This is a genomic window from Longispora urticae, assembly GCF_053902585.1.
Window position 1 is genome coordinate 198,023 of sequence record NZ_JAQZSH010000020.1, and the last position, 21,306, is coordinate 219,328.

Consider the following 21,306-nt stretch of genomic DNA (forward strand, 5'->3'; position numbering starts at 1 on the left):
GTGTCGTCCCCATGAGAACGGACATCGAGAGAACGGGAGGCGGCCACCCGGTCGCGGGCCTCGACGTGATCGTCACGGGCACGGCCTCGGACTCCCACACCTGGAACCTGGTCTACCTGCACCTGCTCCTCGAGGAACTGGGCCACCGGGTCGCGAACCTGGGCCCGTGCGTCCCCGATGACCTGATGGTCGCCGAGTGCCGGCGCCGCCGCCCCGCGCTGATCGTGCTGAGCAGCGTCAACGGCCACGGACTCACCGACGGCGCGCGGGTGGTGGAGCGGCTGCGGGCGTGCCCGGAGCTGGCCGGTACCCCCATCGTGATCGGCGGCAAGCTCGGCATCGCCGGGGCCGACAACGCCCGGCACTCCCACACCCTGCTCGACGCGGGCTTCGACGCGGTGTTCGAGGACGGCGCGGGCCTGGGCCTGTTCCGGTCCTTCGTGGCCGCCCTGCCGGGAGCCGCGACGAACCTGGCCGTGGCCGGGACCGCCGGGTCCGACGAAGGCCGGCCCGGCACCGACCTCCCCGAAGCCGCCCTCTGCGGCCCCACCCACCACGCGGGAGCCTCCCGGTGACCGCCGACCTCCTCCCCGCCACCTCCTTCGGCGGCTTCGTCCGCCGCGCCCAGGCCGCCGGCGAACTGGTCGTCCAGCCCCGGATGGGGATCAGCGACCCGGCCGCGATGCGCGCCGGCCTGCTGGCCACCCGGCACGCCGACGCCACCACGGTCGGCACGATGACCCTGGACAGCTACACCCGGATCGGCGACCACCGCGCCGCCGGCCTCGCCCTGGCCAGCGGCGCGGGCCTCAACGGCTTCCCGATCGTCGCGCACGGCCCGGCGGTCACCGCCGCCGTCCTCGACGGGGTGCGCGACGACCGGTTCCCGGTGCAGGTCCGGCACGGTTCGGCCTGCCCGGAGGACATCATCCTGGCGCTGGCCCGCGCCGGGCTCGACGCCACCGAGGGCGGCCCGGTGTCCTACTGCCTGCCGTACGGTCGGACCCCGCTCGCCGACTCGGTGCGCAACTGGGCCCGCTCGTGCGAACTGCTCGCCGCGCTGCGCGGACCCGGGGTCGAACCGCACCTGGAGACGTTCGGCGGCTGCATGATGGGCCAGCTGTGCCCGCCGGGGCTGCTGGTGGCCATCTCGGTGCTGGAGGCCATGTTCTTCGCCCGGCACGGGCTGCGCAGCGTCTCGCTCAGCTACGCCCAGCAGACCCACCCGGGCCAGGACGCCGAGGCCGTGGCCGCGCTCCGCCGGCTCGCCGGGGAACTGCTCCCGGGCCTGGACTGGCACGTCGTGATCTACACCTACATGGGCGTGTTCCCGAAGACCCCGGCCGGGGCGACGGGCCTGCTGGAACGGTCCGCCGAGCTGGCGGTCCGCACCGGCGCGGCGCGCCTGATCGTCAAGACCGTCGCCGAGGCGCACCGGATCCCCACCGTCGCGGAGAACGTCCGCGCCCTGGAGACCGCCGCTGCCGCCGCCCGCCGGGCCCGCGCGGCCGGTCCGGCCGGGACCCCCACCGACACCGGGGTGTACGCCGAGGCCCGCGCCCTGATCGAAGCCGTCGCGCACCTCGACGACGACCTGGGACGCGCACTGACCAGGGCGTTCGCGCTCGGGTACCTCGACGTGCCGTTCTGCCTGCACCCCGACAACGCCGGCCGGGCCCGCAGCCACATCGACCCGGCGGGCCGGCTGCGCTGGTCGGAGGTCGGTGCGATGCCGATCGGCCACCTGGTCGGCCCCGGCACCCGGCGGCGGCTCGGTTCCGCCGACCTCCTGACCTCCCTGTCCCACGTCGAACGCTCCTACGACCACCCCGCCCTGGGCGCCCACCTCCCGAAGGAGAACCACCGTGACCACCGCCGTTCCGCCCGCCTCGCCCCGCGAACACCTCTCGCGGGAATCCACCCGGCACACGCTGCGGATCCAGAACGCGATCCTGTCGGCGACGCGTGAGCACCTCACCGGGCTCGGGTACACCGAACTGCTCCCGCCGATCATCGGCCCGGTGACCGACCCGGGCGGCCGGGGCTCCAAGCAGGTCGACATCGACTTCTACGGGCACCGGTACAAGCTGATGACCAGCGCGATCCTGTACAAGCAGGCGTCGTTGCTCGCGTTCGACAAGATCTTCTGCATCGCGCCGAACGTGCGCCTCGAACCCCTGGAGACGTGCAACACGAACCGGCACCTCGCCGAGTTCCACCAGATCGACGTCGAGATCTCCGGCGCGACCCGCGAGGACGCGATGGCCGTCGCCGAGGGCATCGTCGTCAACGCCGTCCGGAAGGTCCTCGCGGAGCGCTCCGCCGAGCTGGCCGCCCTGGGCCGGAGCCCGGAGGCGTTCACCGAGCTGCTGGAGTGGCCGTTCGACCGGATGACGCACGCCGACGCGGTGGCGAACCTGCGCGGCCTGGGCCTGGAGCAGAGCGCCGACGCGGAGATCGACTGGCAGAACGAGGAGATCCTGTCCTCGAAGGCCAGCCGCCCGTTCTTCGTCACCGACTACCCGAAGGGCTCCCGCGGCTTCTATGACCGCGAATCGCGCACCGAGGCCGGCAGGCTGCGCAACTTCGACCTGATCGCCCCCGAGGGGTACGGCGAACTGACCAGCGGCAGCGAGCGCGAGTACGAGTACCCGCGGATCGTCACCCGGATGCGCGAGTCCGGCGAGAACCCGGCCAAGTACGGCTGGTACCTCGACATGGTCCGCGACGGCATCCCGGGCAGCGCGGGCTTCGGCATCGGACTGGAGCGCCTCACCCGGTACGTCGCCGGGCTCACCTCGGTGTGGCAGGCCAGCGCGTACCCGAAGATCCCCGGCGTGGTGTCGGCATGACCGCCCTGCGCGCCCCCGGGTTCGACGCGCGCGCCGTGCGCGACCGGGCCCTGCGCGGGACGGCGGCGGTGTTCCCGGACACCGCCGACTACGGCCGCACCCTGTACGGCGCGGGACTGCCCGTGTCCGGGGACGCGCTCGACGCGGCCCGCCTCGTACCCCCCGTGTTCATGCCCCGCCGGCTGGAGAAGCTGATCGAACTGGGCCGCGAACCCCTGCACACCGATGTGGACCTGACCGCCACGGTCGGCGGTTTCCGGGCCGCGCTGCCCCTGTACCTGTCGGCGTTCGGTTCCACCCAGGTGGCCAGCGCCGACCTGGGCCTCGCGGTGAGCCGGCAGGCCGCCCGCCTGGGCCTGCCGCTGGTGATCGGCGAGAACGTCGTCCCCGTCAACGGCTACGGCCGGCTCGACCCGGACGCCGGCTCCTCCCTGGTCGGCCGGATCCGGGCCTACGCCGAGCACGCCCTCGACGGCCTCGGCGGCGTCGTGGTGCAGCAGAGCACCGAGGACGCCGACGCCGAGGTGTGGAACCTCGTCTACAGCGACCCGTCGGCGGGGCCCCTGCTGGAGTCCGGCCGGCTCGCGTTCGAACTCAAGGTCGGCCAGGGTGCCAAGCCCGGACTCGGCGGGATGACGGTGCTGTCGGCCGAGGCCGCGGCGCTGCTCGGCGGCCAGTTCGCCCTGGACCCGGTGTTCGGCGACGGCCCCGTCCTGCGGTGCGCGAGCCCCGGCACGTTCACCGAGGAGATTCTCCGCCAGCAGATCCGGTTCATGCGCAACAACTTCCCGCGCGCCCGGGTCTGGGTGAAGCTGCACCCCGGCCGGGACGTCGCCGACGCCGCCCGGGTCGCGTGGGCGGCCGGCGCGGACGCGGTCACCGTCGACGGCGCCGAGGGCGGCACGGGCTGGGCCCCGGTCCCGTTCCTCGACCACGTCGGCCTGCCGCTCGCCGAGTGCCTGCGCCGGATCGGCCGCCCCGACGGGGACCTGCTCGCCACCGGCCGGATCTGGGAGGGCACCCGGGCGCTGAAGTGCCTGGCGCTGGGCGCGAGCGCCGTCGGACTCGGCCGGGCGGCACTGCTGGCCGCCGACGCCGACCCCTCGGACGGGCTGGTCCGGCTGGTCGAGGCGCTGGCTCTGGAACTGCGGCTGCTGGTCAGCGCGCTGGGCAAGTACTCCGTGCCGGACGTCGGCCCGGAGGACGTGTGGACGCCGACGGCGCCCGAACGACAGGAGCACCTGGTATGACCACCGTCGAGAGCCCCCCGGCCCCGGCCACCGGGGCCACCCCGGCCCCCGCCCCGGCCAGCCCGGCCACAGGTCCGGCGCGGAAGGCCCCGCGTGGCGGCCTGTTGCGGCACCGCGACTTCCGCCTCCTCTGGTTCGGCGAGACCGCCAGCGTGATGGGCAACGCCATCTCCGGCGTCACCCTCCCGCTCGTCGCCCTGGAACTGCTGCACGCCGGCCCGTTCGTGATGGGACTGCTCAGCGCCGCGTCCTGGCTGCCGTGGCTGGTCCTGGGCCTGCCGGCCGGCGCGTGGATCGACCGGCTGCCCCGCCGGCCCACCATGGTCGTCGCCAACCTGGTGTCCCTGGTCCTGGTGCTCAGCGTGCCGGTCGCGGCCTGGCTGGAGGCGCTCACCCTCGGCCAGCTCGTCGCGGTCAGCCTGCTGGGCGGCGCGACCGGCGTGTTCTTCAGCCCCGCCTACTCCGCCTACCTGCCGTCGATCATCGCGAAGGAGGACCTGGCGGAGGGCAACGCGAAACTGCAGGGCAGCGCCCAGGCCGCCGTCGTGTCCGGCAGCGGGATCGGCGGCATGCTCACCCAGGCGCTCACCGCCGTCCTCGGCCTGCTCGCCGACGCGTGCACCTTCGTGATCTCCACGGTGTGCCTGCTGGCCATCCGGACGAAGGAGCCGGCCCGGTCCGCCGAGCCGCGCACCACGACCCTGCGGGAGGAGATCCGGGCCGGGTTCCGGTTCATGGTCCGCGACCCGTACCTGCGGATCCTGACCGTCGGCGCGTCCATCGACAACCTGCTGCTCAGCGCCGGGCACGCCCTGCTCGTGGTGTTCCTGGTCCAGACCGTGGGCGCCGGGCCCGGCATGGTCGGCCTGCTGCTCGCCGCCGACTGCCTCGGCGGGGTGCTCGGCGCCGTGGTCGCCAACCGGGTCGCCCGCCGGGTCGGCACCGCCCGGGCCCTGCTGCTCTTCTCGCTCGGCACCACCCCGTTCGGGCTGCTCATCCCGCTCACCGGGCCCGGCTGGGCGCTCGCGTTCTTCGCGGTCGGCCTGCTGGTGCCCGCCGCCGGGATCGTCGCCGGCAACGTGATCGGCGGCGCGTTCCGCCAGGGCTACTGCCCGCCCGACATGCTCGGCCGGATCGGCACCAGCGGCAGCTTCGTCGCCTTCGGCCTGATCCCGCTCGGCGCGCTGACCGGCGGCGCGCTCGGCGCGACGATCGGGATCCGCGAAACCCTGTGGATCCTGCTCGCGGCCGGTGTGCTCGGCAAACTCGTCCTCCTGTTCGGACCGATCCGCAGGTCCCGCGACCTGCCCGCCAGCCCCGCCCCGACCTCCCCGCGCCCCTAGGAGCACACCATGACCAACCCGTTCGAGAACGCCGACGCGTCCTACCTCGTCCTCGTCAACGACCTGCGCCAGCACTCCCTGTGGCCGGCGGACCTCACGGTCCCCGCAGGCTGGGCGGCGACGCACGGCCCCGCCGGCCGGCAGGAGTGCCTCGAGCACGTCGACGCGCACTGGACCGACCTGACCCCGGAAGGGATCTGAGTACCGTGCGCCAGCCGACTGAGCGGACCCGGGCGCGGCAGCGCTTCGACGCGGTACTGGCCGGCCTGGCCGAGCCCGCGCCGGTCCCGGCCCGCCCCGAGTGGGCCGGCCCCGGGGCCGAGTACCCCGCCGGGTGCCTGCACGACCTGGTCGCCGCCCGGGCCGCCCGGACCCCGGACGCCACGGCGGCGGAGGCGGCCGACGGCGAGTTCCTCAGCTACGCCGCCCTCGACGCGCGCGCCGACCGGATCGCCCTCGGGCTCCGGGGCCGGGGCGTGCGGCCGGGCCACCGGGTGGCCGTCGCGCTGCCCCCGGCCCTGGACCTGGTCGCGGCCCTCCTCGGGGTACTGCGCTCCGGCGCCGCCTACGTCCCCCTGGACGCCGACGACCCCGCCGACCGCCTGGCGTACGTCCTCGCCGACGCGCGCCCGACCGCCGTCCTGACCACCGCCGACACCGTCCTGCCCGGGGACACCCCCCGGTGGACGGTCGCGGACCTGCTCGCCGGCCCGGTCGGCACCGGCCCGGCGGCGACCCCCGACGACCCGGCCTACGTGATCTACACGTCCGGCTCGACCGGCCGGCCCAAGGGCGTGGTCGTGCCGCACCGGGCGATCGTGAACCGGATCTGCTCCCTGAACTCCCTCTACGTCCTGGCCCCCGACGACCGGGTCCTCCAGAAGGCGCACATCGGCTTCGACGTGTCCGTGGAGGAGATCTTCCGCCCGCTGGCCGAGGGCGCGACCGTGGTGCTGGCCCGGCCCGGTGGCCGGCGGGACCCCGCCTACCTGGCGGCGACCGTCCGGGACCGGCGGATCACCACCGTGGACTTCGTGCCCTCGATGCTGGCCGCGTTCCTCCGCGAACCGGCCGCCGCCGAGTGCGCCGACCTGCGCCGGGTGCAGTGCGGCGGGGAGGCCATGCCGGCCGACCTGCCCTGCCGGGTCGCCGAGACGCTGGGGGTGCCGCTGTACAACCTGTACGGGCCCACCGAGGCGGCCGTCGACGTCACCCAGTGGCTGTGCGCCGACGACCCGGACGCGGTGCGGGTGCCGATCGGCCGGCCGGTGCCCAACACCCGGGCGTACGTGCTCGACGCCGACCTGGGGCCCGTCCCGACCGGGGTGACCGGCGAGCTGTACGTCGCCGGGACGCAGCTCGCCGACGGCTACCTGGGCCGGCCGGCCCTGACCGCCGAGCGGTTCGTGGCGGACCCGTACGGCCCGCCGGGGGAGCGGATGTACCGCACCGGCGACCTGGCCGCCTGGCTGCCCGGCGGGGTGCTCGACCTCGTCGGGCGCGCCGACGACCAGGTGAAGGTCCGGGGCTTCCGGGTCGAGCTCGGCGAGGTCGAGGCCGTGCTGCGCCGCCTCCCCGGCGTCGTGGACGCGGCGGTGGCGGCGCACGCGGACCCGGGCGGCGACCGCCGGCTCGTCGCGTACCTGGTCGGCGGCCCCGCCCCGGCCACCGTCCGCCGGCACGTGGCCGGCCTGCTGCCCGAGCACATGGTGCCCGGCGCCGTCCTGGCGCTGCCCGCCCTGCCCCGGCTGCCCAACGGCAAGGTCGACCGCGCCGTGCTCCCGGCGCCCGACCTGCGCGGCACCACCACCGGCCGCGCGCCCCGCGACCCCGGGGAGGAGGCGCTGTGCCGCCTGTTCTCCGAGGTGCTGGGCGTGGCGTCCATCGGGGTCGAGGACAGCTTCTTCGACCTGGGCGGGCACTCGCTGCTCGCCGCGCGCCTGATCAGCCGGGTCCGCTCGGTCCTGGGCGTGGAGTTGACCATCCAGACGGTGTTCGAGGCGCCGTCTGTCGCCGGGCTCGCGACGCGGCTCGGCAACGCGGAGAAGGCCCGACCGACGCTCCGTCGGCGGGCGATGCCTGAGGAGGCACTGTGATCCCCCTGTCCTTCGCCCAGCAGCGGCTGTGGTTCCTCGACCAGCTCGAGGGCCCGTCGTTCACCTACAACGCCCCGCTGGCGCTGCGGCTGCGCGGCGACCTGGACCGGGCCGCCCTGCGCACCGCGCTCGGCGACGTCGTCGGCCGGCACGAGGCGCTGCGCACCCTGTTCGTGGATGTCGACGGCACACCCTGCCAGCGGATCGTGCCCGCCGCCGAGGCGCTCGTGGACTTCGACGTCGTCCCGGCCGACCCGGCCGGGCTGCCCGCCGCGCTGGACGCCGCGTCGAAGTACCGCTTCGACCTGGCCCGGGAGCTGCCGGTCCGTGCGACCCTGTTCACCCTCGACCCGACCGACGCGGTCCTGCTGCTGGCCCTGCACCACATCGTCAGCGACGGCTGGTCGCTCGGTCCGCTGCTGCGCGACCTGAACACGGCGTACACGGCGCGGTGCGCGGGGGCCGAGCCCGGCTGGGAGGAGCTGCCCGTCCAGTACTCCGACTACACGCTGTGGCAGCAGGACCTGCTCGGCGGCGAGGACGACCCCGACAGTGTCGTGTCGAAGCAGCTCGCCTACTGGGTGGACACCCTCGCCGGGGCCCCCGAGGAGCTGCCGCTGCCCCTGGACCGGCCGCGCCCGCCGACGTCGAGCTACCGGGGCGACTCGGTCGAGGTCGAGCTGTCCCCGGCCACGCACACCCGCCTCGCCGAGCTGGCCCGCGCGCACGGGGTCACCATGTTCATGGTCATGCAGGCCGCGCTCGCCGGGCTGCTCAGCCGCACCGGTTCCGGTACCGACATCCCGATCGGCTCCCCGATCGCCGGCCGGACCGACGAGGCCCTCGACGAGCTGGTCGGCTTCTTCGTCAACACCCTCGTGTTCCGCACCGACACGTCCGGGGACCCGACGTTCACCCAGCTCCTGGCCCGGGTCCGCAGAACCGTCCTGGAGGCGTACGCGCACCAGGAGGTGCCCTTCGAGCGGGTCGTCGAGGTGGTCAACCCGGCCCGGTCGCTGTCCCGGCAGCCGCTGTTCCAGGTGATGCTCGTGCTCCAGAACAACGCCGAGGCGACCCTGGAACTCGGCGGGCTCGACGTCACCGACGAGTCCTTCGACCTGACCGTGGCGAAGTTCGACCTGACCGTCACGTTCGAGGAGCGCCACGGTGCCGACGGGGCGCCGGCCGGCATGAACGGCTGGGTCGAGTACGCCACCGACCTGTTCGACCGGGCCACCGCCGAGGACGTCGGCGCGCGCCTCGTCCGGCTGCTCGACGCCGTCGCCGGGGACCCGGCCGCCCGGCTCGGCGACATCGAGATCATGTCCGCCGAGGAGCGCCGGCAGGTCCTGGCCGACTGGAACGGGCCCGTCGCCGACGTGCCGGCCGAATACTGCGCGCACGAGCTGTTCGAGCGGCAGGCGGCCGGTACCCCCGACAGGACCGCTCTGGTCTTCGAGGACACGGTCGTCAGCTACGCCGAGCTGAACACCCGCGCCAACCAGCTCGCCGCCCACCTGCGCGAACAGGGCGTGCGGCCCGGGGTCCTCGTCGGCGTGCACCTCGAACGCGGCCCGGACCTGCTGACCGCGGCGCTCGCCGGGCTCAAGGCCGGCGGCGGCTACACCCTGCTCGACCCCCGGTTCCCGGCCGAACGGCTCCGGGTGGCACTCGCGGAGACGGCCGCCCCCGTGGTCGTCACCCGCGCCGGCCTGCTCGGCACGCTCGGCGGCGACCGGGTCGAGGTGCCCGTCGACACCCTCGACCTGTCGGCGCTGCCGGCGCACGACGTGCCGTCCGGCGCGACCCCCGGCGACGTGGCCTGCGTGATGTTCACGTCCGGTTCCACCGGCCGGCCCAAGGGCGTCGCCGCCCCGCACCGGGCCGTCGTCGGCACCGTGTGCGGTCAGGACTACGTCGACTTCGGCCCCGACGAGGTGTACCTGCAGTGCGCCCCCGTCTCCTGGGACGCGTTCGTCCTGGAGGTCTACGGCGCGCTGCTGTTCGGCGCGACGTGCGTCCTGCAACCCGGCCAGAACCCGGAGCCCGAGGCCATCGCGGCCCTGGTGGCCCGGCACGGCGTGACCATGCTCCAGATGTCGGCGAGCCTGTTCAACTTCATGCTCGACGAGTACCCGGCCGTCTACACCGGGCTGCGCTGGGCCATGACCGCCGGCGAGGCCGCGTCCGCCGCGCACGTCGATCGGGCCCTGACCACGTTCCCGCACCTGCGGGTGTGCAACGGCTACGGGCCGGCCGAGAGCATGGGCCTGACCACCAGCCACACCGTCACCCGGTCCGACCTCGGCGGCGCGTCCGTGCCGATCGGCCGGCCGCTGACCAACAAGGCCGGCTACGTTCTCGACGCCCGGCTGCGACCGGTGCCCCCGGGCGTCGTCGGAGAGCTGTACGTCTCCGGCATCGGCCTGGCCAACGGGTACGTCAACCGCCCGGCCCTGTCCGCGGAACGGTTCGTGGCCAACCCGTTCGGCAAGCCCGGCGAGCGGATGTACCGCACCGGTGACCTGGTCCGGTGGAACCGCGCCGGCGCCCTGGAGTTCACGGCCCGCGCCGACGACCAGGTCAAGATCCGGGGCTTCCGGGTCGAACTGGGCGAGGTCGAGGCGGTGCTGCGCCAGGCGCCCGGGATCGCCGAGGTCGCCGTCGTGGCCCGGGACAACCCGCTCGGCGGCAAGCAGCTCGTCGGCTACCTCGTCGGCACGGCCCCCGACCCGGACGGCGCCCGCCGGCACGTGGCGGCCGTGCTGCCGGAGTACATGGTGCCGGCCGCGTTCGTCGTCCTCGACGCCCTGCCGCTCACCCCGAACGGCAAACTCGACCGCCGCGCCCTGCCCGAGCCGGACATCCAGGCGGCCGTGACCGGACGGGGGCCGAGCAACCCGCGCGAGGAGGCCCTGTGCGGCCTGTTCGCCGAGGTCCTGGGCCTGACCACGGTCGGGGTGGACGACAGCTTCTTCGAACTGGGCGGTCACTCGCTGCTCGCCACCCGGCTGATCAGCCGGGCCCGCTCCCAGCTGGGCGTCGAACTGTCCATCCAGGCCATCTTCGAGGCCCCGTCCGTCGCCGGCCTCGCGTTGCGGCTGGTCGGCGCGGAGAAGGCCCGCCCGACGCTGCGTCGCCGGGTCCCGCAGGGGGCGTCATGATCCCGCTGTCCTTCGCCCAGCGGCGGCTGTGGTTCCTCGACCGGTTCGAGGGCGGCGGCGCGCACAACGCGCCGCTCGCCCTCCGGCTGACCGGGGAGCTGGACCTCGCCGCGTTGGAGGCCGCGTTCGCCGACGTCGCGGACCGGCACGAGACGCTGCGGACCGTGTTCCCGGTGGTCGACGGGGAGCCGCACCAGGTGGTGCTGCCGGTCGGGACCCGGCCGGAGTTCACGGTGGTGGACTGGCCGGGACCCGGGGCCGACCCCGACGGCGACCTCGTCGACGAGCTCAACCGCGTCGCCTACCAGCCGTTCGACCTGGCCACCCAACCCCAGATCAGGGTCCGGGTGTACCGGCTGGGCGGCGACTCGTACGCGCTCCTCCTCGTCCTGCACCACATCGTCAGCGACGGCTGGTCCCTCGGCCCCCTGCTGGGCGACCTGGCGGCGGCGTACGCGGACCGGTGTGCCGGGCGCGCGCCCGACCGGCCGGAACTCCCCGTCCAGTACACCGACTACACCCTGTGGCAGCGGGACCTGCTCGGGAGCGAGGACGACCCCGACAGCCTCGCGTCCCGGCAGCTCGCCTACTGGGTGGACGCCCTCGCCGGGGCCCCCGAGGAGCTGGCGTTGCCGGTGGACCGGCCCCGGCCGGCGGTGCGGACGTACACCGCCGGGCTGGTGCCCTTCCGCCTCGACGCCGACCTGCACCGGGCGTTGCACGCGCTCGCCCAGCGGCACGGCGTCACCCTGTTCATGGTGTTGCAGGCCGCGTTCGCCGGGCTGCTCACCCGGACCGGTTCCGGCACCGACATCCCGGTCGGCACCCCGGTCGCCGGCCGCACCGACGAGGCCCTCGACGACCTGGTCGGGTTCTTCGTCAACACCCTCGTGCTGCGCACCGACACGTCCGGGGACCCGACGTTCGCCGAGCTGCTGGCCCGGGTCCGGGCCGTGGACCTGGCCGGGTACGCGCACCAGGACGTGCCGTTCGAGCGGGTCGTGGAGGTGCTCAACCCGACCCGCTCGATGTCGCGGCACCCCGTCCACCAGGTCAGTCTCGTGCTGCAGAGCAACGCCGAGGCCGCGACGGACTTCCTCGGCCTGGCCGTCGCCGGGCAGGCGCTGACCAGCGACACGGCCAAGTTCGACCTGACCGCGGCGTTCGCGGAGAAGCTCGACGCGGACCGCGGACCGGCCGGGATCGACGCGAACCTGGAGTACGCCGCCGAGCTGTTCGACCACGCCACCGTCGAGGCCCTGGCCGACCGGCTGACCCGGCTGCTGCGCGCGGTGGCCGACGACCCGCACGCGCGCCTCGGGGACGTCGACCTGCTGTCCGCCGCCGAGCGCACGGCCCTCCTGGTCGACTGGAACACCACCCGTCGGGGGGTACCGGCGACCACGCTCACCGCCCTCACCGAGGCCCGCGCGGCGCGCACCCCGGACCACCCGGCCGTCGTGTCCGGCGCCGTCACCCTCGGCCACGGGGAACTGCACGCCCGCGCCAACCGCCTCGCCCGGCGGCTGGTCGCGGCCGGGGCCGGGCCGGGGCGGGTGGTCGGGCTGGCGCTGCCGCGGTCCGAGCACCTGGTCGTCGCGCTGCTCGCGGTCCTGAAGTCCGGCGCCGCGTACCTGCCGCTGGACACCGGCTACCCGGCGGACCGGCTGGCGTTCATGGTCGCGGAGGCGGAGCCGGTGCTGGTCCTCACCGACGCGGCCACGGGGTATCCGGGGGCCCTGGTGGTCGACGCGGCTCCCGATGCGGGGGACCCCGGCGACCCGGCCCCGGGCTCCGCTCGCACCGACCCGGGCCGGGGCGACTCCGAGGCGGTGCCGGCGGGTGGCCCGTACCCGTCGCATGATCTGACCGACGACGAGCGGCTCGCCCCGCTGCGGCCCGGACACCCCGCCTACGTCATCTACACGTCCGGCTCGTCCGGCCGGCCGAAGGGCGTGGTCGTCCCGCACTCCGCGATCGTGAACCGGCTGCTCTGGATGCAGGCCGAGTACGGCCTCGGCCCCGACGACCGGGTCGTGCAGAAGACCCCGTCGAGCTTCGACGTGTCCGTGTGGGAGTTCCTCTGGCCGCTGATCGCGGGCGCGACCCTCGTCATGGCCGCGCCGGAGGGGCACCGCGACCCGGCGTACCTCGCGGACCTGATCCGCCGGGAACGCGTCACCACCGTCCACTTCGTCCCGTCGATGCTCGACGTGTTCCTCGCCTCCCCGGGCGCGGCCAGCTGCACGACGCTCCGCCGGGTCTTCGCCAGCGGCGAGGCGCTGTCGGCCGAGTCTGTCGCCCGGTACCGCCGGCTGCTCGACGCGCCGCTGCACAACCTGTACGGGCCCACCGAGGCGGCCGTGGACGTCACCGCCTGGCCCACCGACGGCGCGCCCGGCCCGGTGCCGATCGGCCGGCCGGTGTGGAACACCACCGCGTACGTCCTGGACGCCGCGCTGCGCCCCGTGCCGCCCGGCGTCACCGGGGAGCTGTACCTCGGCGGCGCGCAGCTCGCCCACGGCTACCTGCGCCGCCCCGGGCTGACCGCCGAGCGGTTCGTCGCCGACCCGTTCGGCACCGGCGGCCGGCTGTACCGGACCGGGGACGCCGCCCGCTGGCGCCGCGACGGGGTCCTCGACTACGTGGGCCGCGTCGACGACCAGGTCAAGATCCGGGGCTTCCGGATCGAACTACCCGAGATCGAGGCCGTGCTGGCGGGGGATCCCGGCGTCGGGCGGGTCGCCGTCGTGGCCCGCGAGGACCGGCCGGGTGACCGCCGCCTCGTCGCCTACGTCGTCCCCACGGCCGCCGGGACCGGCCCGGACCTGGCCGCCCTCCGGTCGCGGGTGGCCGCCGCGCTGCCCGGGTACATGGTCCCGTCCGCGTTCGTCGTCCTCGACGCCCTGCCGCTCACCCCGAACGGCAAACTCGACCGGCGCGCCCTGCCCGCCCCGGAACCCGGCACCCGGGCGGCGGGCCGCGCCCCGGGCTCGCCGTACGAGAGCGCCCTGTGCGCGCTGTTCGGCGAGGTCCTCGGCGTGGACGGCGTGACCGTGGACGACGACTTCTTCGACCTCGGCGGGCACTCGCTGCTCGTGATCCGCCTGATCGGCCGGATCGCCGAGGAGCTCGGCGTCGACCTGTCGGTCCGGACCGTCTTCGACCGGCCGACGGTGGCCGGGCTGGCGGCGGTGTCGTCGGCCGTTCCCGGCACCCCACGGGGCCCCGAGGACGGGGGAGCACCCGGTCCCGACCTCGCCGCCGAAGCCGTCCTGGACCGCGACCTCCTCGTGGACCCGGCCCTGCCCGTGGCCACCGCCCAGCGCCGGGTCCTCCTGACCGGCGCGACCGGCTTCCTCGGCGCGTTCCTGCTCCGCGAACTCCTCGACCGCACCGAAGCCGAGGTGTACTGCCTGGTCCGCGCCCCCGACGCGGCCACCGGCCACGACCGGCTCCGCGCGGCGCTCACCGGCTACGGCCTGTGGGACCAGGCCCTCGCCGACCGGATCGTCCCGGTCCCCGGCGACCTGGAACGCCCCCTGCTCGGCCTCGCACCGGGCGCGTTCGCCGCGCTCGCCGACCGCCTGGACGCGGTCTACCACAACGGCGCCAGGGTCAACCACCTCGACGGGTACGCCCGGCTGCGGGCCGCGAACGTCGGCGGCACCCGCGCGGTGCTCCGGTTCGCGACCACCGGGCGGGTCAAGCCCGTGCACCTGGTGTCCAGTGTGTCCGTGGCCGTTGCGCTCGGCGAGAACCCGGAGGTCATCGACGAGGACTGCCGGATCCCCGCCGACCGGGTCGTGCCCTCCGGCTACGTGGCCACCAAGTGGGTCGCGGAGGAACTCGTCCGCGCGGCGGGGGAGCGGGGCCTGCCCGTCACGGTGTACCGGCCCGGCAGGGTCAGCGGGCACAGCCGCACCGGGGCGGCCGGCACCGACGACGCGTTCTGGAACTACGTCCGCGCCATGACCCGGCTCGGGGCGGTCACCGCCGACGACGGGGCCATGGACGTCACCGTCGACCTGGTCCCCGTCGACCACGTCGCGGCCGGGATCGTCGCGCTGGCGGCCCGACCGGCGACCGGGCGCACGTACCACCTGGTGGGGGAGGGGCCGGTGCCCGTCGGGGCGGTGGTGGCGGGACTGCGCGGCCACGGGTACCCCCTGGAGGTGGTGTCCGCGAAGGAGTGGGACCGGCGGCTCGCGTCCTCGGCCGGCCAGGCACTGGCGGCCGGCGACCGGACCTGGGCCTCGGCGGCCCTGCTCAGCGCCGGGTTCCGGGCGGAGGGCGCGGGGCTCGTCTGGGGCCGGGCGGCCTCGGCGCGGGCACTGTCCGGCCTGGACGTGCCCGCGGCGGTGGTCGACGCCGGCGTGATCGCCCGCCAGGTCGCCCACCACGCGTCCACCGGCTTCCTCCCGCCACCTCCGGGAGCCCACGGCGCGACCGGCACCCCGGCGGGGACCGTGACCGCCCGCGCGCCCGTGGCGGGGGCGGTGCCCTCCGACGGGTCGGCTTCTTCCGGTCAGGAGGGCTGAGCGGTGGAGATGGCCTGGGAGCGGGTCGACCTGTCCCTCGCGGAGCCGGACCTGCCGGTCGCCGTCGGCGGCTGCGTCGCCCCGCACCGCCTGCTGGAGGCGTACCGGCACGGCGCGTTCCCCTTCCCCTGCCCGGACGGCTACGCGGCCGAGGTCAACGCCGCCCTCTACGCCGACCACGTCGCCGACGGCCGGGTGGCCCTGTTCCCCGGCCCCGCCCCGTACACCCTCACCTGGTGGAGTCCGCCCGACCGCCCGGTGATCCCGGCCGACCGGGTGCACCTGTCGCGGAACCTGCGCCGGGACCTGCGCAACCGGCACCGCTGGGTGACCACCGTCGACCACGCGTTCGCCCGGGTGGTGCGGGAGTGCCGCCGGTTCCGGGCGACCGCGTGGCTCACCGACGAGCTGTGCGCGGCGCTGGAGACCCTGCACGGGGCGGGTTGGGCGCACAGCGTCGAGGTGTGGGACGGCGAGGAGCTGATCGGCGGGCTGTTCGGTACGGGCATGGGGCGGGTGTTCGGGGTGGACTCCGTGTTCAGCCGCCGGCCCGACGCGGGGAAGGTGGCCTTCGCGGACCTGGGTCGGCGGCTGCACGGTACGGCGGGGCGGCTGATCGACGTGCAGGTGCCGAGCGGGTACACGACGGCGTTGGGCGCGGAGCCGGTGCCCCGGAAGGAGTACCTGGCCGCGCTGCTCGACATCGACCTGCCCCTGGTGCCGGTGGGCGGGGTCCTGAGCGTCGCGCCGCTGGGCTGAGCCGGACCGCCCCACCGGCCACCGGAACCGGTGGGGCGTTCGATACCTAGCAACCTAGGACGCTCTACGCGAGGTCGCGCGGGTCACCCGACCACTCGGAACGTGGGGGCCCGTCGGAACGCGGCGCCGACCGGAGATCTGTCCGCCGGTCGACGCCGTTCGGGCCGGCACCGACAGGGAAAATCACGGAGTGTCACCGAACCCTGTCGGCATTGTCACTGACGCGCCGTTCCGGGCCGGCTCCTCGCGTGGGTTCGACGAGGGGAGCCGGTGGTATGCCTTCGCGGGTATCAGGGGCCTGACCAGGAAAAACGCCGGCCTTGTCCAGTGACGTCCATGGCGTGCCTCACATTGATTTAGTTGTCTTAAAAGATTTATGGAACGATCACTCTCCGGTCACTTGTACCTCGAAGGATCAGCCCATGAGTCAGACCAAGGTTCCCGTCGTCCCGGTCGTCGTCCTCTCGGGCGGAGCCGCGACCCTGCCCGTCACCGGCGTGAGCCTCGTCGGCGTGATCGCCGCCGGTGCGGCCCTGCTGGTCGGTGGCGCCCTGTTGATCCGCAGCGGCCGTCGCCGCACCGACGCCTGACGTGACCCGTTCCGTCATCGGCCTGGTGCTCCTGCTCGCCTGGCCGGCGCACATCCTGCTGATGGCGTTCGCCTCGTGGGGCGGCACCCGTCCCGCGAGGCGCCGACGGGCCACCGCGCCCCGCCCCGCGCAGTACTGGATCATCGTGCCCTGCCTCAACGAGGAACGTGTGGTGGACCGCACGGTGTACGCCGCCGCGGAGCTGTCCACGCCCGGTACCCCCGTGAAGGTTCTGGTCGTCGACGACGGCTCGGACGACGACACCGGTGTGGTGCTGTCGATGATCGTGGACCCGCGGATCCAGGTGTTCCGGCGGACCGCGCCCCTCGCCCGGCAGGGTAAGGGTCAGGCGCTCAACGCCGCCTTCCGCTACATCCGCCAGGTCACCGAGGCCGACGGCCTGCACCCCGAGGACGTGGTCATCGGGGTCATCGACGGCGACGGCCGGATGGAACCCGGCGCGCTCGACACCGTGGCGGAGTACTTCCGCGACCCCCGGGTCGGGGCCGTGCAGTGCCGGGTGCGGATCCACAACCGCAAGCACACCCTCGCAGCTCTCCAGGATCTGGAGTTCGCCGCCATCGCCAACGCCGGGCAGACCCTCCGCGACCGGGTCAACGCCGTCGCGCTCGGCGGCAACGGCCAGTTCACCCGCCTCAGCGCACTCGGGACCCTGGGTGAGGACCCCTGGTCGGAATGCCTGGTCGAGGACCTCGAACTCGGCCTGCGCCTGCACCTCAACGGCGTCCGCATCCGCTACATCCCGCAGGTCGCGATCACCCAGCAGGGCCTGATCGACGCGCGGCGCCTGTTGCGGCAGCGCACCCGCTGGGCGCAGGGGAACCTGCAGTGTCTGCGCTACGCCCCGAAACTGGTCGCCTCGCGTCGGGTCGGTAACGCCGCCCTGCTGGACATGATGTACTACCTCCTGGCGCCCTGGCTGACGATCGTCGGACTGATCGCCGCCCCGGTCGGGCTCGCCCTGGCCTGGCGTGACCTGGACGCCGCCCTCGTCGCAGCCACGGTCGGGACCCTGTTCGGCACGATGGCCGTCGCCGGCCTGTTCTGGGCCTTGGTACACCGCGCCAGCCTCGGCGACGCGTCCCTGTGGCGATGCGTGACCGCCGGCCTGGCCTACCCGTTCTTCCTACTCATCGGCTTGATGGCCACCCTGCGCGGCCTCGGCCGACACCTCACCGGACGCGGCACCTGGGCCAAAACAGACCGCGTCATCGACGAACCCGCATGACCAGGGCGCCCGCCGGGGAACCGCGCGCCCGAAGAGCACCGTCGAGACCGCTGGACCCGGGCACACTCCCGGAGCCGCATCACCCAGGGCCACCCAGTCGAGGAGAGCACGTGACCGAGATCCACCTCATCGTCGGCACCCGCCCCGAGGCGATCAAGATCGCACCCCTGGTCCTCGCCGCCCGGGCCGCCGGCCGCGTCACCCCCGTCATCGTCGCCACCGGCCAGCACCCGACCATGGTCGCCGAAGCCCTCGCCGCCTTCGGCCTCGACGTCGACGTCGCCCTCACCCTGGACCGGCGCACCGGAACCCAGCCGGAACTGGTCACCCAGATCCTCACCGGCCTCGACGCACACCTCGCCGCGACGAACCCCGCCGCCGTGGTCGTGCACGGGGACACCACCAGCACTCTCGCCGGGGCACTCGCCGCGTTCTGGCGACGCATCCCCGTCGTACACCTGGAAGCCGGCCTACGGTCCGGAGACCTCGCCTCACCGTTCCCGGAGGAGGCCAACCGACGCCTCGTCGGACAGATCAGCCAACTCAACCTCGCACCCACCACCCGCGCCGAGGAGAACCTGCGCCGCGAAGGCGTCCCCGGCGACATCGCCCTCACCGGCAACACCGTCGTCGACGCGGCGCTTGCCGTCGCCGCCCGCAACCACCCCGTGGGAGACCCCCGCATCGAGGACATCCTCGCCGGCGGACACCGCATCATTCTCGTCACCGCGCACCGCCGCGAGTCCTGGGGCGAACCCCTCGACCACATCCTCGGCGCCGTCGCCACCCTGCACGACCGGTACCCGGACCTGCGGATCGTCCTCCCCAGCCACCCCAACCCCGACGTCCGGCGCCAGGTCGACAACGCACTCACGCACCTACCCCGCGTGCTCGTCACCGACCCGCTCCCGTACCAGGACCTCACCAGACTCCTCGCCGCCAGCCACCTCGTGCTGTCCGACTCCGGCGGCATCCAGGAGGAGGCACCCACCTTCGGCGTACCCGTCCTGGTCCTGCGCGAGGTCACCGAACGCATGGAGGCCGTCGAAGCCGGGTGCGCGCGCCTCGTCGGCACCGACCCGGCCGCCATCCTCGCCGCCGCCGACCAACTCCTCACCGACCCCGAACAGCACCGCCGGATGAGCACCGTCGTCAACCCGTTCGGCGACGGCACCGCCGGCGCACAGGCCGAGGAGGCCATCGTGCGGATGTTGCGCGCGGAGCGGGCGATCGCGGCGGCCCCGGAGCTGGCCAGTCTGCTCACGGGTGCGCTGGTGGCCGGGGTCGACCCGGACCTGGCCCAGGCGACCACGGACCACTGACGGGTACCGTCACCCGACGACCGATCGCCCAGAGATAGGCCGGATAGCCTACTTCTGGGCGATCAGTTGTTTTCCATACAAATGTGGTGGATTGCCTGACCCTGTGACCGACGATGGCTCCGCGAGCGGAGGCCCTGTACGGCCTGCTAGGCGGCCAGCTGGCTGTCGGCCCGCTCGTCGAGGAACGCGGCCAGGTCCTCGGGCATCCAGTACGGGTGGTCGCCGACCTCGAGCTGTCCGACGGCGGTGAGCCGGTCGATCACGGGTTCGATGAGGGGCCGGTGCCGGTACTTCAGCATCAGCGCCTGGTCGGGTCCGGACAACAGGTTCCACCAGTGGTCGGGGGCGTCGTTCATACCTCGACAGTGCCACCGGATCCGCCGACCGGCGAAGGATCGGGGGCCCGTGGGGCCGTTCGGAGGCAAGATCCAGACTTCGGGTGCGGCCGGGTCGGCCGGACGGCGGAGGGGCGGTTCCGCGACACGCCGACAGGGTGTTCCGTGCCACACCCGCACGTCACGCGCCGCATGTCCGAAGTCACCGCACCCGCACGCAGCCCCGCACCCACCGTGCCCACCGCGCGACGGAGCCGACCGGACCGGGGCCGGTGATCGGGCTCAACGTGGTGTCCGGGCCGGCCGTCGCCGCGGGCCGAGAGGGACGAACCGCACCGGCGTCCCCGGCCTGGCCTGCGCGGCGGCCGCCAGGTCCTCCGCGACGACCACGCCGATCACCGGGTATCCGCCGGTCGTCGGGTGGTCGGCCAGGAACACGATCGGCAACCCGTCGGCGGGTACCTGCACCGCGCCGAGCACCATCCCCTCACTGGCCAGCTCGCCCGGCCCCACCCGGCGCACCGCGGGCCCGTCCGTCCGCAGCGCGATCCGGTTGCTGGCGGTGGCCACGGAATACCGCCCCCGGCCCAGGTCCCCAGCCGGGTCCACGAACCAGTCGTCGCGGGGCCCCAGCCGCACCCGGAGCACGAGTCCCACCGAAGCGGCGGGCATCGGCACCACATCCGGGGCCGCGCCCACCGGGGCCACGGGCGACGTCGCGTCCGCCCGCACCGGAGGCGTACCCAGAGGAAGGGCGTCGCCCGTGCCGAGGCGGGGCGGGCCCAGGCCGGAGAGCAGGTCGGTGGCGCGGCTGCCCAGGACCGGCGGGGGAGTGAGTCCGCCGTCGAAGGCGACGTAACCGCGTACCCCGTGCCGGGCCGGCCCCACGTCGAGCACCGCACCGGCCGGCACCCGCACCGCGGCCCCCCACGGCACGGCCCGTCCGTCGCACCGCACGGTCGCGGACGCCCCGGTCACGGCGACCACGGTGTCCCGGGCGCACCGCACGGCGACCCCGGTCAGCGTCGTCTCCAGCGTCGCGGCGGAGGCGGGGTTCCCGACGAGCCTGTTCGCGAGGTCGTGCGCGGGGCGGTCCAGCGCCCCGGACCGGGGGACGCCGAGATGGGCGAGCCCGGGCCGCCCGAGATCCTGGACGGTGGTCAACGCCCCGGCCCGCACGACGACGATCATGCCCGCTCCGCCACGAACCGCACCCGCGTCCCCGGCACGAACAACGCGGCCGGATCCCGCCCCGCGTCCCAGGCCACCACCCCGGTCCGCCCGATCAGCTGCCACCCGCCGGGCGAGGTCCGCGGGTACACCCCGGTGAACTCACCGCCCACCGCCACCGACCCGGCCGGCACGACGGTCCTCGGGGTGGCCCGGCGCGGTGCGTGGTACCGCTCCGGCAGCCCGGTCAGGTAGCCGAAGCCGGGGGAGAAACCACAGAACGCCACCCGGTACTCGAACGAGGTGTGCACCGCCGCGACCTCGGCGCCCCACAGCGCGCCGAGCTCGTCGACGTCGGCCCCGTCGTACGTCACCGGCACCTCGATGGCGGGCCCGTCGGCGGCGCGGACCGGCGGAACCCGCCAGCCGGGCAGCTCCCGGGCCAGGTCACCGGGGGTGTCGAGGCCGTCGAGGAGCACGGTGCGGGCGGCCGGCACGATCTCGGTCAGGGCCGGCAGGTCACCGGCGGCGCGGCGGCGGAGGAGTTCGGCGTGCAGGGCGGCGACCTCGCCGGTGGACCCGACCTCGACCAGGAGGGCGTGTTCGCCCATGGGCAGGACTCTCACGGCGCCCAC

16 protein-coding genes are annotated in these 21,306 nt (G+C 74.7%); 13 read left to right on the plus strand and 3 right to left on the minus strand.

Annotated features, from left to right (window positions below; all coding sequences use genetic code 11):
- The first annotated feature begins 11 nt into the window (after positions 1–11).
- From PT931_RS11060 to wecB, 13 genes are all read left to right on the plus strand, one after another.
- A complete protein-coding gene (locus PT931_RS11060) occupies positions 12–575 on the plus strand; it encodes a cobalamin B12-binding domain-containing protein (RefSeq protein WP_456245637.1) in 564 nt (187 codons plus the stop codon).
- Complete coding sequence (locus PT931_RS11065) at positions 572–1,969, plus strand: methylaspartate mutase (RefSeq protein WP_456245638.1); 1,398 nt, start codon at positions 572–574, stop codon at positions 1,967–1,969. Before PT931_RS11060 ends, PT931_RS11065 begins: the two co-directional genes overlap by 4 nt.
- Complete coding sequence (locus PT931_RS11070) at positions 1,866–2,852, plus strand: asparagine synthetase A (RefSeq protein ID WP_456245639.1); 987 nt, start codon at positions 1,866–1,868, stop codon at positions 2,850–2,852. Before PT931_RS11065 ends, PT931_RS11070 begins: the two co-directional genes overlap by 104 nt.
- Positions 2,849–4,102 carry a glutamate synthase-related protein gene (locus tag PT931_RS11075; protein WP_456245640.1) on the plus strand — a complete coding sequence of 418 codons (1,254 nt, stop codon included), beginning with the start codon at positions 2,849–2,851 and terminating at the stop codon, positions 4,100–4,102. Before PT931_RS11070 ends, PT931_RS11075 begins: the two co-directional genes overlap by 4 nt.
- Positions 4,099–5,445, plus strand: coding sequence for an MFS transporter (locus PT931_RS11080; protein ID WP_456245641.1), 1,347 nt, complete (start codon positions 4,099–4,101; stop codon positions 5,443–5,445). The genes PT931_RS11075 and PT931_RS11080 overlap by 4 nt, the downstream gene beginning before the upstream one ends.
- A 9-nt stretch (positions 5,446–5,454) precedes the next feature.
- Positions 5,455–5,646, plus strand: a complete 192-nt coding sequence (locus PT931_RS11085) for an MbtH family protein (protein WP_456245642.1) — start codon at positions 5,455–5,457, stop codon at positions 5,644–5,646.
- 5 nt (positions 5,647–5,651) lie between these two features.
- Complete coding sequence (locus tag PT931_RS11090; protein ID WP_456245643.1) at positions 5,652–7,541, plus strand: amino acid adenylation domain-containing protein; 1,890 nt, start codon at positions 5,652–5,654, stop codon at positions 7,539–7,541.
- Positions 7,538–10,705, plus strand: a complete 3,168-nt coding sequence (locus PT931_RS11095; protein ID WP_456245644.1) for a non-ribosomal peptide synthetase — start codon at positions 7,538–7,540, stop codon at positions 10,703–10,705. Before PT931_RS11090 ends, PT931_RS11095 begins: the two co-directional genes overlap by 4 nt.
- Positions 10,702–15,246 carry an amino acid adenylation domain-containing protein gene (locus PT931_RS11100; RefSeq protein ID WP_456245645.1) on the plus strand — a complete coding sequence of 1,515 codons (4,545 nt, stop codon included), beginning with the start codon at positions 10,702–10,704 and terminating at the stop codon, positions 15,244–15,246. The genes PT931_RS11095 and PT931_RS11100 overlap by 4 nt, the downstream gene beginning before the upstream one ends.
- A 9-nt stretch (positions 15,247–15,255) precedes the next feature.
- Positions 15,256–16,005, plus strand: a complete 750-nt coding sequence (locus PT931_RS11105; protein WP_456245665.1) for a leucyl/phenylalanyl-tRNA--protein transferase — start codon at positions 15,256–15,258, stop codon at positions 16,003–16,005.
- Between the two features lie 422 nt (positions 16,006–16,427).
- Positions 16,428–16,595 (plus strand): LPXTG cell wall anchor domain-containing protein, encoded by a 168-nt coding sequence (locus tag PT931_RS11110; protein ID WP_456245646.1) that lies wholly within the window; start codon positions 16,428–16,430, stop codon positions 16,593–16,595.
- A gap of 1 nt (position 16,596) precedes the next feature.
- The gene (locus PT931_RS11115) at positions 16,597–17,844 is read left to right on the plus strand and encodes a glycosyltransferase (RefSeq protein ID WP_456245647.1); all 1,248 of its coding nucleotides are present in this window, start codon (positions 16,597–16,599) and stop codon (positions 17,842–17,844) included.
- Between the two features lie 110 nt (positions 17,845–17,954).
- Complete coding sequence (gene wecB, locus PT931_RS11120; RefSeq protein WP_456245648.1) at positions 17,955–19,166, plus strand: non-hydrolyzing UDP-N-acetylglucosamine 2-epimerase; 1,212 nt, start codon at positions 17,955–17,957, stop codon at positions 19,164–19,166.
- A gap of 146 nt (positions 19,167–19,312) precedes the next feature.
- Here wecB and PT931_RS11125 read toward each other — a convergent pair whose 3' ends face one another.
- From PT931_RS11125 to PT931_RS11135, 3 genes are all read right to left on the minus strand, one after another.
- Positions 19,313–19,522 carry a hypothetical protein gene (locus tag PT931_RS11125; RefSeq protein ID WP_456245649.1) on the minus strand — a complete coding sequence of 70 codons (210 nt, stop codon included), beginning with the start codon at positions 19,520–19,522 and terminating at the stop codon, positions 19,313–19,315.
- Between the two features lie 261 nt (positions 19,523–19,783).
- Positions 19,784–20,692 carry a 5-oxoprolinase subunit C family protein gene (locus PT931_RS11130; RefSeq protein ID WP_456245650.1) on the minus strand — a complete coding sequence of 303 codons (909 nt, stop codon included), beginning with the start codon at positions 20,690–20,692 and terminating at the stop codon, positions 19,784–19,786.
- Positions 20,689–21,282 carry a 5-oxoprolinase subunit B family protein gene (locus PT931_RS11135; RefSeq protein ID WP_456245651.1) on the minus strand — a complete coding sequence of 198 codons (594 nt, stop codon included), beginning with the start codon at positions 21,280–21,282 and terminating at the stop codon, positions 20,689–20,691. Before PT931_RS11135 ends, PT931_RS11130 begins: the two co-directional genes overlap by 4 nt.
- Positions 21,283–21,306: the final 24 nt, after the last annotated feature.

Excerpts from the sequence above, each read along its gene's own strand:
- PT931_RS11060 (WP_456245637.1), top strand. The coding sequence starts at position 12 with ATGAGAACGGACATCGAGAGAACGGGAGGCGGCCACCCGGTCGCGGGC.
- PT931_RS11075 (WP_456245640.1), top strand. The coding sequence starts at position 2,849 with ATGACCGCCCTGCGCGCCCCCGGGTTCGACGCGCGCGCCGTGCGCGAC.
- PT931_RS11080 (WP_456245641.1), top strand. The coding sequence starts at position 4,099 with ATGACCACCGTCGAGAGCCCCCCGGCCCCGGCCACCGGGGCCACCCCG.
- PT931_RS11085 (WP_456245642.1), top strand. The coding sequence starts at position 5,455 with ATGACCAACCCGTTCGAGAACGCCGACGCGTCCTACCTCGTCCTCGTC.
- PT931_RS11100 (WP_456245645.1), top strand. The coding sequence starts at position 10,702 with ATGATCCCGCTGTCCTTCGCCCAGCGGCGGCTGTGGTTCCTCGACCGG.
- PT931_RS11105 (WP_456245665.1), top strand. The coding sequence starts at position 15,256 with ATGGCCTGGGAGCGGGTCGACCTGTCCCTCGCGGAGCCGGACCTGCCG.
- PT931_RS11110 (WP_456245646.1), top strand. The coding sequence starts at position 16,428 with ATGAGTCAGACCAAGGTTCCCGTCGTCCCGGTCGTCGTCCTCTCGGGC.
- PT931_RS11125 (WP_456245649.1), bottom strand. The coding sequence starts at position 19,522 with ATGAACGACGCCCCCGACCACTGGTGGAACCTGTTGTCCGGACCCGAC.
- PT931_RS11130 (WP_456245650.1), bottom strand. The coding sequence starts at position 20,692 with ATGATCGTCGTCGTGCGGGCCGGGGCGTTGACCACCGTCCAGGATCTC.
- PT931_RS11135 (WP_456245651.1), bottom strand. The coding sequence starts at position 21,282 with ATGGGCGAACACGCCCTCCTGGTCGAGGTCGGGTCCACCGGCGAGGTC.